This is a genomic window from Streptomyces sp. NBC_01445, from assembly GCF_035918235.1.
GTDB lineage: Bacteria > Actinomycetota > Actinomycetes > Streptomycetales > Streptomycetaceae > Streptomyces.
This window is the reverse complement of sequence record NZ_CP109485.1, coordinates 3,284,355-3,296,452: the sequence shown is the minus strand read 5'-3', so window position 1 is coordinate 3,296,452 and position 12,098 is coordinate 3,284,355. Positions and strand designations below refer to the sequence as shown.

Genomic DNA, 12,098 nt, shown 5'->3' with positions numbered 1-12,098 from the left:
CCTGCCGCGCATGAATACCTATGACGTCACGCTGGTCGTGCCGGTCTACAACGTGGAGCAGTACCTCCACGAATGCCTGGACTCCATCGCGGCGCAGACCGTCTTCGAGCGCTGCGAGGTCATCCTCGTCGACAACGGCAGCAGCGACGGTTCGTACCGGCTCTGCGCGGACTTCGCCCTGCGGCATGCCAACGTCACCGTGCTCGTACGCCACGGGGGCGGCGCCGGAGCGGCGCGCAACCTCGGGATGGACCGCGCGACCGGTGCGCGCATCGCGTTCTGCGACTCCGACGACGTCCTGCCGCCCACCGCCCTCGAACGCCTGCTGGACGCCGCGGTCACCACCGGTGCGCAGGTCGTCGTGGGCGCGATGGAGACGTTCCCCAAGACGACCCGCTGGGCCTGGAAGGACCATTTCGGCAAGGGCGACCGGACGTTCGCGAGCATTGCGGAGGCGCCGGAACTGGTGCACAGCGCGAGCGCCTGCAACAAGCTCTTCGACCTGTCCTATCTGCGTACCCACCGCATCCGCTTCGCGGAGGGCGTCCACTTCGAGGACGCCTACGTGGGCGTCACCGCCCTCGTCCGCGCCACCCGCATCGCCCTGGTCGACGCGTGCGTCTACAAGTACCGCAAGCGCGCCGCGGGGAACTCGACCATGGACGCCATCTGGACCCGGCGGCAGAACTACTGGGACCACCTTCAGCTGGTGGAGTACCTGCACGGACTGGGAGCGGCCGTCCCCGCGTCGTCGCGCGCCGTGCTCGATCTCTTCCTCGTACGGAGCTATCAGGGCTTCGCGCTACGGGCGCCCGAACTCTTCCAGGGGGCGGAGCTGGAGGAGCTCTACGCGCGGTGCCGCGCCGTCTACTGGAACGTCTCTCCCGACGTGGTTGTCGCGGCCACGGCCGACGGGCGCCACCGGGTGGCCTACTACGCGTTCATCACCGGGGACTTCGGCCTCTTCGCCGACCGGGCGGCCCGGCTGCACGGAATCTCGGTGCGCGACGGCCGGCCGTACGTCGCCGACGAGGTGCCGGACGGGCTGTCGCCGCTGGTGGAAGCCACACCCTTCACCGCCCATGTGGAGCACGTCCGCCGCCTTCCCGGCACCAGGATGCTGCGTGTCTCCGGCCGGTTCGAGGTCTGCGGCATGCCGCTGGTCCGGCCGCTGCCCGGGCGGCTGGGCCTGCGCGTGCGGGGGAGCCGTCTCAGCGCGCCCGCCATGCAGGTCCGCCGGCGCGACATGAAGAACCTCCGGCCCGACACGGAGTGGGGCGGCTTCACTGCCGACCTGCCCCTCGACGCACTGCGGCCGGGCGTCCACGATCTCGAATTCGTCCTCGACACCGAAGGCGGCCAGACGGTCACCCCGTGCCTGGTCGCCGCGGGCTTCCTGCGCGGGGCACGCGTCGTACGGCACCGGGGGACGAGGGTGGTGCCGCACTGGCGGGGGAGCAACCGGGCGATCCTCATGGTCGTCGGCTCCTCGCGCGGGCTCGGCAGGCGCATCCGGGGCGGCCTGCTCGCCAAGGACGTCAAGCACGTGCTGCGCAGGCGGCCGTTCTGGAAGCAGCGGCTTGCCCGCCTCCTCACGAAGCCACTGTTCCTCGGCAGGGACATCCGGCTGTTCGGCGAGCGCGGGGACACCGCGCAGGACAACGGCCGGCACCTCTTCCGTCACGAGCGCACCGCCGGGAAGCGCCGCGGGGCGTACTACGTCATCCGGGCCGGCAGCCCCGACCGTACGCACCTGGCGGGTCTCGGGCATGTCGTCGCGCACAGCTCCTGGAAGCACAAGCTGCTGATGCTGCACGCGTCCGCACTGATCAACGCGTACGACATCGACACCTACATGCTGCCCGACGGCTGGGACCGGACCCGCTATCTCAAGCACCTGAACTGGCGGGTGGGCGCCCGCCGGGTGTTCCTCCAGCACGGAGTGACGGACAAGGACGTCAGCAAGGGCCTGCACCGCAACCGCACGGGCGTCGACCTCATCCTCGCGGTGAGCCGGCACGAGGGAGAGTTCCTGTCGGCCGAACTCGGCTACGAGGGGCAGGTGGCGGTCACCGGCTTCCCCCGCTTCGACGCGCTGGTTCCCGACCGCGGCGGGCGCCGCATCCTGTTCATGCCGACGTGGCGCGCCTACCTGACCGTCCCCTCGTACAGCCGTGACGGCGGTCGCGGCGAGGCCGAGCGAGCCATGCAGGACCGGTTCCTCGCCTCCACGTACCGGGACTTCATGGTCCGCTTCCTGAACGACCCGGCTCTCCTGGCCGCCCTGGAACGCTACGACTACACCCTGGATTTCCTGCCGCACTACGAAATGCGCGCGGTGGTCGGCGAGATGGCACCGGACCACGAGCGGGTCCGCATCATCGACCAGAACGAGATCAGCGTGCAGGACGCGATGCGCCGATGCGATCTCTTCATCACCGACTGGTCGTCCACCGCCTTCGACGTCGCCTACCTCGGAACTCCCCTTGTCTACGCGCAGTTCGACGCCGAGGAGTACTGGGACGGGCATTACCGAAAAGGGTATTTCGACGCCCACCGTGACGGCTTCGGACCCGTCGGGGAAACCGTCGAGGGCGTGGTGGGCGAAGTGATCCGCTATGTGCAGCGCGGATGCGAAAGGGAACCTGAATACCTGCGCAGGGTCGAGAAGTTCTTCGAGCACCACGACCAGCAGAACAACGTGAGGGCGTCGGAAGCGATCGAACGTCTCATTCGGGGGTTGAACCATTGATGTGGCGTGTCAGGAGGAAGTATGTCCCAAGCCAGCCGTGACGTGACCGTCGTCGTGCCGTTCCGCGATGTCCAGAATTTCTTCTCCGAATTTCTGGCCTCGGTGGCGGCACAGACGGACTTCTCGCGTGCGCACGTGATACTCGTCGACAATGGCAGCACCGATCACTCGGTGGGTATCGCGAGTGAATTCGCGGGTCTGTACCCCAATGTCGACCTGGTGGCGCAGCCGCACGGGCGAGCCGGCGACGCGCGCAACATGGGTATGGACATGGCCGCGACGCCGTACATCGTCTTCTGGGATGCCGACGACATCGTTCCCGAGCGGTCGCTGGAAGTTCTGCGGAACACCATCATCAAGACCAGGGCCACCGTCGTCGTGGGCCGCGAGAAGCATGTCCCGAAGCCGGTCAAGGCGCCCTGGCACAAGTACTTCGGCAAGAACGTCAAGACGGTGGACAGCGTCGTCGACATCCCCGACCTGATCCACTCGGCGTCCTGCTGGAACAAGATCTTCGATCTCGACCTGCTGCGCTCCCAGGGGATCCGGTTCGGTACCGGCACCGCCTTCGAGGACGCCTACGTCTCGATCCCCGCGCTGCTCCTGGCCGAACGCATCTCGCTGGTCGACGCCCCCGTCTACGAGTACCGCAGGCGCGGGGACGGCACGTCCGTCATGGACACCCTCTGGGATCTCCCGCAGAACTACGCCGACCAGCTGGTGATGCTGGAGTACCTCGCGGCGATGCGTGAGCAGCTGAGCCCGTACCAGCAGGAGACGCTGGAGAGGTTCCTCATCCGGAGTATGCAGGGATTCCTGCTGAGGGCCCCGCGCATCCTCAGCGAATCCGAGTGCCGGCAGCTCTTCGAGCGGTGTCGCGCGCTCTACTGGGGGATCACTTCCGAGTCGTTCGTCCGCAGCACGAACGACACCCGGCACCGGCTTCCCTACCTCGCGCTGCACTTCGGGGACTTCGACCTCTTCCACCGCCCGGCTTCCGTCCTCGGCCCGGTCCACGGCCGTGAGGCGGACCTTTACGTCGACTACCCGGGTACGTCCTGGGCGCTGCCTCTCACGAAGGTCACGTCGGTGCCGGCCCGTATCGAGGGAATCGCCGCCGGTGACGGCGGGACCGCGGTCGTCCACGGGCGATTCTCCGTGAACGGGATTCCCGACGAACTGCTGGAGAAGATCGAACTGCAGGTCTGGTTCGAACGCAGCGGCAAGACCCTTCCGGCGGTGAACCACGGGCAGCTCCACGACCGGACAGGTCAGGGGGGAGCCGCCTTCAGCGTCACGCTCGACCCCCGGGAGTTCCCGGTCGGCGCCTTCCCCGTACGGCTCGTGGTGTGCACCCGGGGCAGAAACGTCTCGCGGCCGTGCGGCGTGTCCCCGGGCCTTGCCCAGCAACCCCCCGTGGCCGGCTTCCACGGCCTCACACGTATCGCCGCCGAGGGCTCGGACGCCCGGCTCGTCATCGAGTCCACGCAAGCCTGATCAATATCCGCTCCAGAGATGGGGTATTCGGCAGAAAACAGGAGTCATAAGTTGTTCGATCCCGTCTACGACGTCGCCGTCGTCGTCCCCATCTTCAATGTGGAGAGATATCTCCAGGAGTGCCTGGACTCGCTGGCGCGCCAGACGATGTTCGACCGCTGCCAGGTGATTCTCGTCGACAACGGCAGCAGCGACAGCTCGCCCGCCATCGCCGCGGGATTTGCCGCTCGGCACCAGAACGTGTGGGCTTTCGTCCACCCCACGGGGAAGGCCGGCGGCGCCCGTAACGCGGGAATGGACCTGGTCAGTTCCCGCTACATCACGTTCTGCGACTCCGACGACGTACTGCCCGAGGACGCCCTCGAAGTCATGTGGCGGACCGCCGTGAAGGAGCGCGTGCCGCTCACCATCGGGCGCATGGAGACGTTCCCGGAGCCGACCAACTGGCCCTGGCTCCGCTACTTCGGGACGAATGTTCAAGTACATCCCGGAATCGAGAACATTCCTGAGATGATTCACGGCGGAAGCGCCTGCCACAAGCTTTTCGACGTCGAGTTCATCCGCGCGAACAACATCCGGTTCCGCGAAGGCGTGCACTTCGAGGACGCGTTCTTCTCGGTTCCCGCCATGCTCCTCGCGGACCGCATCGCGATGGTGCCCAGCACGGTCTACCAGTACCGCAAGCGCGCCGCCGAGGACTCCACGATGGACAAGCTGTGGGAGCGCAAGGCGAACTACTGGGACCACCTCCTGCTGGAGGAGTACCTGATGACGCTCCGCCCCCGCCTCTCCGGCCACCGGCAGGAAGTCCTCAACCGGTTCCTGGTGCGCAGCTACCAGGGCTTCGCACTGCGTGCCCCGCAGGCCATGGACGAGCAGGAGCTGTTCCAGCTCTTCACCCGGGCCCGCGCCGTCTACACACAGCTCACGCCCGACGCGGTCATGGCGTCCACCCATGACACCCGCCACCGCGTTCCGTTCCTCGCGATGTACATGAACTGGTTCGAGCTCTTTGCGCGGCCGGAGCAGGCGATCACCGGTGTGTACGGGCGGGCCGGTGACCTCTACCTCGATCTCTCGGTCCCGAGCGCGCTGCTCCCGCTGACCAAGGTCTCCTCCACCAGCGTGCACGTGGAACGCATCCAGGAGGACCCCGAGTCCGACGGGATCGTCGTGGCCGGCCGCTTCGTGCTCAACGGACTGCCGATGAACCGGCCCATGCGCAACCCCATGCAGCTGTGGCCGGAGACGAGCGGCCAGATGGTGACCGCGCGGCAGGTGTGGCGCAGCGACCTCAAGGCGACCCGTGACGATCTCGAATGGGGCGGATTCGAGGCGGTCGTCCCCGTACGGGCCATCAAGGACGGCGAGTTCCCGCTGAAGCTGGTGTTCTGCACCTCCGGCCGCGACGTCTCACGCCCGTGCATGACCACCACCGCGATGCTGCGCGGCGCCCGAGGCATGAACGTCGGGGGCCGCTGGGTCCTGCCGATGTCCAAGGGAAAGGACAACGCCGTTCTGCTCGTCCGGGAGGTGCAGGGCAAGGGAAGGGGAGCTGACAAGGACTGGGAGGAGTTCCTCCAGGGCATGGACGAGGACCAGAAGAAGCGCAAGGCGCCCTTCTGGCGGGCCCGCGCCATCCGGCGCGCCACGCTCAGGTTCTTCCGCCGCAAGGAGATCTGGCTGATCGCCGAGCGCAAGGACACCGCGCAGGACAACAGCCTGCACCTGTTCAGATACCTGCGCACGCACGAGCGCCGCCGCAAGGCGTACTACATCATCGACAAGGACAGCGCGGACCGGGCCAAGCTGAAGCGCCTGGGGAACGTGGTGGCCCACAGCTCGTGGAAGCACAAGCTGCTGATGCTGCACGCGTCGCTGCTGATCAACGCCTATGACATCGACTCGTACATGCTCCCCGACGGCTGGGACCGCGGGCAGTACCTCAAGCACCTCAACTGGCGCGTGGGCGCCAAGCGGGTCTTCCTCCAGCACGGGGTCACCGACGAGGACGGCAGCAAGGCCCTGCACCGCAACCGGACCGGCGTGGACCTGGTGTTCGCCACCAGCGACCGGGAAGCCCAGTACTTCTCCGAGCACATGCACTACGGCGAACAGGCCAAGGCGCTCGGCTTCCCGCGCTTCGACGCGCTCCAGCCGGACCGCGGCGGCCGCCGCATCCTCCTGATGCCCACCTGGCGCAAGTACCTGACGATCCCCTCCTATCTCCAGCAGGAGGGTGCCGACCAGGACGCCGTCAACGAGATCTTCCACGAGTCGGCCTACCGGGACTTCGTCGTACGGCTCCTGCGCGACCCGAAGCTCATGGAGGCGCTGGAGTACTACGACTACACACTCGACTTCCTGCCGCACTACGAGATGCGGAACATGATCGACGGAGTCGTGCCGGACCACCCCCGGGTGCAGCGCCTGGACCAGACGAAGGTCAGCGTGCAGACGGCCCTGCGCCAGTGCGACCTGTTCATCACGGACTGGTCCTCGGTCCACTTCGACATGGCCTACCTCGGCACACCGCTCGTCTACGCCCGGTTCGACCCGGACGAGTACTGGGCGAAGCACGCCAGGAAGGGCTACTTCGAGGCGGAGCACGACGGATTCGGGCCGGTGTGCGGCAACGTCGACGAGGTGGTGACCGAAGTGATCCGCTACCTCGGCAACGGGTGTGCGCGCGAGCCGGAGTACGACCGCAGGGCGCGGGCGTTCTTCGCCTTCGAGGACCGCGACAACTGCGCCCGCGCGACGGCCGCGATCGCGGAGCTCGCGGCGTCGGACCGGTAAGGCGTGTTGCGGCCCGCGTGCCTCACGCGGGCCGCACCGTCCGCGGCCCCACACACGTCGCGCCCAACTCGCCCACGCGGCGGCGCAGTTCACGGTCGGCGGTCACCACGGTGCACGGCCTTCCGGCGGCGGCGACCAGCTCCACGATGTGGTCGTCCCCGCTCCCTGTCGCCGACTCGACCCGCACGCCGGGTACCGACTCCACGCCGCGCGCCGCGCCCTCCACGACGAGCACGATGTCGACGCCCTCGCGCTCGGCGTACGTCACCAGGCTGTCCCGCAGGCGTTCGGCCGCGCCCCGTCGGTCGCGCCACCAGCCGTCGGGGACCGAACCGACGACATTGGCGCCGTCGACGATCAGGAGCATGGTCATGAGGTCCCGCCCTTCTCCCACGCGGCGGTGACCCGCCGCATCGCCTCCACGGCGCGCGCCGTGCGCGGGGCGTCCGTACGCAGCGCGTTGGCGAACTCGACGTGCAGGAACGGCACATGCTCGGCGGCCGCCTTCGCGCCCTGCACATTGGTGTGCCCCTCGAGCGGACAGGAGCGTACCCAGGCGCGGCACACGTCGAAGTCGCGCGCACGCAGTTCGTCGGCGAGCAGCCGGTCATCCGCGCGGCCCTCCCGGCCCCGCCCCGTCGACGCGATCACGTCGCGGCCGGGCGCCGAGTCGTCGGCGAAGCCATGGATCTGGAGTCCGGGGAGTCCGCGCTCCGCGAGCTCGTCGCAGAACGCGTCGAAAACGCTGTCCCGGCGGTGCGCGACGTCCGCCGCGTCACCCGTGCCGGCTTTGCGATGTGCACCAGCAATTACGAGGACGCCGCCCTGGCCGCCGCGCAGGACGCCCACCGCGAGCCGCTCGGTGTTGCGGTCGGCGACCGGGTGCGGGACCTGCACGGACCAGCGTGCGGGGGAGCCGGTCTCCACGTACACGCGCCCCCAGCCGCGAGGCGCGCGGCCCTGCTCGGTGCGGTCGGCGATCTCCGCGTACCGCCGCCCGGTGGAGCTGTCCGTGACGCTGTCCAGCGAGAGGTCGATTTCGGACAGGCGCTCCTTTGCCTGGTCCGCGTGGCCGGCGAGCAGCAGCCGGAGACCGCTCGCGGCCGTGCGCCGCTCATTGCGTGTCGGGGGCCGGTAGCCGGTTGAGGGGGTGAAGCGCGCGGTGTAGTCCGTGACCCGGGTCAGCAGGTCGACGCCCGTCCGGCCGCCGGTCCCTGCGCCGGGGGCGCGGCTGGCCGCCCGCTCTTCCCGGTGCGTGATGCCGACCACGAGCGCGGTCGCAACGACCGCTGCGATCAGCAGCATTGTTGCAATCGTTACCGTCTTCGTCCTGTTCGTCCTCATGCTTGTATAAAGATAGCCCGGTGAATAGACGCCCCTCCCGCCGGTCGTGGTCCGGCATAGCCCTGTCCGCGCTGCTCGCGGGAACCGCGGCCTGCGGCCCCTTCGGCTCGGACGACGGCAAGGCCGCCGCGGACGGCCCCTCGTTCACCGTCGCGGCGGCCGGAGACATCCTCATCCACCCGCAGCTCACCGAACAGGCGCGCAAGGACGCCAAGGTGACCGGCCAGGGCGAGAAGGGCCTCGACTTCGACCCGATGCTGGCCGGGGTCAAGCCCGTCATCAGCAAGGCCGACCTGGCCATCTGCCACTTCGAACCGGTCGCCGGCAAGCCCGAGGGCCCCTTCGAGAGCTACCCCGCGTTCCTGGTGCCGCCGCAGATCGCCACCACCATCAAGCACGTCGGTTACGACACCTGCTCCAGCGCCTCCAACCACACCCTCGACCATGGCGCCGCCGGTGTGCAGAACACGCTGAACGTCCTCGACCGGGCGGGCCTGAAGCACACCGGGTCGGCACGCAGCGCCGCCGAGGCGGCCAAGCCGCTCATCATGGAAGTCAAGGGCGTCAAGGTCGCCCAGCTCTCGTACGCCTTCGGGTTCAACGGCAACGAGATTCCGGCGGACAAGCCCTGGCTGGTCAACCAGATCGACTTCAGGAACATCGCCGCGGCCGAGAAGCGGGCCCGCGCCGCGGGCGCCGACGTGGTGATCCTCAGCATCCACTGGGGCCGCGAGAACCAGCCGAACCCCAGCCGCTCCCAGCTCCAGCTGGGCCGCAAGCTGGCGCGCGAGACCGGCATCGACCTGATCATCGGCCACCACGCGCACGTGGTGCAGCCCATGGAGAAGGTCGACGGCACCTGGATCGCCTACGGGCTCGGCAACCAGATCGCCCGCCACGACGTGCCGACCGGCCTGACCGAGGAGGGCGTCATCGGCTGGTTCGAATTCACCAAGAGGGCCGGGAAGTGGGACGTACAGGCGAAGTACGTGCCGACGTTCACGCAGATCCCGCCGGACCCGGACGAGTCGGGCAATCTCCCCAAGGGTGCGGTCGAGAACCACCGGCTCGTGGACATCGCGGCGGCCCTGCGGGACGGCCGGGGTGACGGTGACACGAAGCTGAGCGAGCAGCAGCGCGCCCGCTACCGCCTGGCCTTCGAGCGGACGGAGGGCACGATGCTCAACCGCGGCGCGGCCAAGGACGGACTCGCCCCGCTGGAGCCGCTGCCCGAGTAGGACCTCGGCAAAGCGACGCTTGTCACCTTTCTCCTCACCAGTACAACCCTTTGACTTCGGTGTGGGTCAGATGTTTCCGGATCGCACTCCTGTGCGTTCCGGTGCGCGCAACCCCCACGGCCGCGGAGCGACTTTCGCGTGTCCGGACGCGCCCCCACGTTCCAGAGAGGAGCCCTCCGTTGGCCGCTTCGCGCCCGAAGCGGCGGCACAAGGTCCGCCGACGGGCCGACATGTCCCTGCTGGGCGGCATACGTCCGCCCATCGCAGTGCTGTCGGTTCTGCTCCTCGCCCTCGCGGGCATCACCGCGCTCACTCTCGGCCGCGTCGGTCACGACCGCGTCCCGGAAGCCGTCCGCACCTCGCAGCAGCACTTCGCCGAGGACGGGGCCATCGGCCTGCGCGCCTCCGTCGACGAGGGCGTCACCGACCTCACCAGGACGGCCGCGCTGTTCAGCGCCGGCGATCCGGTGTCGGCCGACGCCGTCCTCGACAAGATCGGCAACGTCTACCAGAAGTGGATGGGCACCGCCGTCGTCGAGATCAAGTCCGGCAAACTCCTCGCCGCCCGCGGCGAGAACGTGCCGCTGACCGCGATCGACCGCGCCAAGCTCTCCGACGACAACGGCCTCGCCCCGCGCATGGTGCGCCTCCAGAACGGCGAGACGCGCCTGCTCACCTTCGCGCTCCTGAACTGGAAGGGTCAGCCGCAGCAGCTGCTCGTCGCCTCCAACAGTCTGAAGTTCCCCGGCATCAGCCTCGGCGAGTTCCGCTCCATCGCCGTCATCGACCAGGCCGGCACGATCCTCAGCAGCGACGGCATCCCCGAGCCCGAGCAGGTGCTCACCGACCTTCAGCGCGCCGAGGTCAAAGAGTCCAACCGGCAGCTGAAGGCCTTCGCGAAGAGCGCCGCCGGCAAGGCGGAACAGCACCCCGTCAAGTCCAAGGAGCCCGGCTCCGGCGGCTTCCTCGGCGTCAGCGGCAGCCTCAGCGGCGACCGCTACATGGGCGAGCGGTCCGTCGCCGGCTACGCCACGCTCGCGTCGCCGCAGCCCGGTGAGCCCACGGTCGCCACCGGCCTCGGCCTGACCGTCGTCGCCATGGTCAAGGTCGCCGAGGACCCGGCGGTCACCGCCGACCCGATGTTCGGCCTGGCGGCCGCGGCCGCCCTGCTGCTCATCGGTGGCCTCACCGTCGCGCTGCTGCTCGGCACCGTGCAACGGCCACTGATCAGGCTGTTCCTGGAGAGCCGCCGCATCACCCGCGGTGACCTCGCCCGGCCCGTCGCCGTGCCCCGGCGCGGCGAGGCCGCCAGGATCGGCGCGGCCCTGGAGCGCCTGCGCCGCCAGCTGCTCGGCGAACTCCCGCAGCCCGCTGCACCGGCCCGCCGCCGCTTCGGCGCCCGCTCGCTCCTCGCGGTCGCCGGGGTCCTGCTGCTCGTCTGGTCGGGCCCCCTGCTGCTCATGCTCAACCGCGCCGGCGACACCGTCGTCGTACCCCAGCAGATGGTCAACGACCAGCGCGAACGCACCGACACCCTGTCCGACCGGGTGCGCCGCGCGCTCAACGAGGGGCACGCCGACCTGATGTCGGTCGCCTCCCTCATCGGCGACCGCACCAAGCCCTCGCAGATGACCGAGGTGCTCGAAGCCACCATGCACGAACACGAGCGCTACGAGTCCCTCTATGTACTCGACGCCCAGGGCAACGTCCTCGCCAGGTCCGGGCACGGCCCGCACAACGAGAAGGGCGAAGGTCCCTCGGCGCAGCCCATCCGCGTCCTGGACGACCAGGGCAAGAAGCCGGTCATCGTGGGCACCGCCGAACTGCCCGGCCGCCAGGGTGCCGCCGTGGTCGGCGAGTTCCGTATCGACTTCCTCAACTCACTGCTCAAGCGCCCCGGGCTCGGCGACGTCCGGGTCGTCGACGCCGAGCGGCGCGTCATCGGCGGCAACACCGGCTATCTCGCCTTCCACAAGCTGCCCGGCAACCGCCTCGACGAGCTCGCCGACGGCACCAACCAGAAGGTCGGCATGAGCCCGCGCCCCAGCGGGGTCCTGTTCCGTGACGGCGGCGACATCCAGATTGCCGCGGCCGCCCCCTTCGTCGGCGGCGGCGCGGCCAAGTCGCTCGGCTGGACCGTCGTCAGCTGGCAGCCCGCATCGAGCCTCGTCATCCCCGAGTACAGCCTCCAGAACCGCACGGTCCTGGCCGGTCTGCTCGGGATCACCGCGGCGGCCGCCTGCCTGGGCTGGCTGCACATCGTCGTCGTACGGCCCCTGCGCGACCTGGCCCGGCAGGCCGAGTCGCTCGCGGACGGTGACCGCAAGACCGTCCTGTTCCCACGCCACCACGACGAGGTCGGCGCCGTCGCCCGCAGCCTGGAGCTGATCAGGCAGCAGGTCCAGAGCCAGCAGCGCAAACGCGACGGCGGTGCCCGCACGCCCGCCGGAGCCGGAAGGAACTAGAAC

General features: G+C 69.1%; 7 protein-coding genes. 5 read left to right on the top strand and 2 right to left on the bottom strand.

The window, feature by feature from the left end; all coding sequences use genetic code 11:
* Window positions 1–10: 10 nt before the first annotated feature.
* Genes OG574_RS15005 through OG574_RS14995 form a run of 3 tightly spaced genes read left to right on the top strand, consistent with a single transcriptional unit; the run spans window position 11 to window position 7,048 of the window.
* Window positions 11–2,752 carry a bifunctional glycosyltransferase/CDP-glycerol:glycerophosphate glycerophosphotransferase gene (locus OG574_RS15005; protein WP_326773657.1) on the top strand — a complete coding sequence of 914 codons (2,742 nt, stop codon included), beginning with the start codon at window positions 11–13 and terminating at the stop codon, window positions 2,750–2,752.
* Window positions 2,753–2,773: 21 nt separating this feature from the next.
* Complete coding sequence (locus OG574_RS15000) at window positions 2,774–4,249, top strand: glycosyltransferase family 2 protein (RefSeq protein WP_326773656.1); 1,476 nt, start codon at window positions 2,774–2,776, stop codon at window positions 4,247–4,249.
* A 51-nt stretch (window positions 4,250–4,300) separates the two neighbouring features.
* On the top strand, window positions 4,301–7,048 hold the full coding sequence (locus OG574_RS14995) for a bifunctional glycosyltransferase/CDP-glycerol:glycerophosphate glycerophosphotransferase (RefSeq protein WP_326773655.1): 2,748 nt from the start codon (window positions 4,301–4,303) through the stop codon (window positions 7,046–7,048).
* 22 nt (window positions 7,049–7,070) lie between these two features.
* Here the strand turns inward: OG574_RS14995 and OG574_RS14990 are convergent, their stop codons facing one another.
* Window positions 7,071–7,421 carry an NYN domain-containing protein gene (locus tag OG574_RS14990; protein ID WP_326773654.1) on the bottom strand — a complete coding sequence of 117 codons (351 nt, stop codon included), beginning with the start codon at window positions 7,419–7,421 and terminating at the stop codon, window positions 7,071–7,073.
* Window positions 7,418–8,353, bottom strand: a complete 936-nt coding sequence (locus OG574_RS14985) for a hypothetical protein (RefSeq protein ID WP_326773653.1) — start codon at window positions 8,351–8,353, stop codon at window positions 7,418–7,420. Before OG574_RS14985 ends, OG574_RS14990 begins: the two co-directional genes overlap by 4 nt.
* Before the next feature lie 59 nt (window positions 8,354–8,412).
* Here OG574_RS14985 and OG574_RS14980 point away from each other — a divergent pair, with 59 nt between their 5' ends.
* Both OG574_RS14980 and OG574_RS14975 read left to right on the top strand, forming a co-directional pair.
* Window positions 8,413–9,630 (top strand): CapA family protein, encoded by a 1,218-nt coding sequence (locus OG574_RS14980; RefSeq protein WP_326773652.1) that lies wholly within the window; start codon window positions 8,413–8,415, stop codon window positions 9,628–9,630.
* Window positions 9,631–9,860: 230 nt separating this feature from the next.
* The gene (locus OG574_RS14975; protein WP_326778495.1) at window positions 9,861–12,095 is read left to right on the top strand and encodes a HAMP domain-containing protein; all 2,235 of its coding nucleotides are present in this window, start codon (window positions 9,861–9,863) and stop codon (window positions 12,093–12,095) included.
* The last annotated feature ends 3 nt before the right edge of the window (window positions 12,096–12,098 follow it).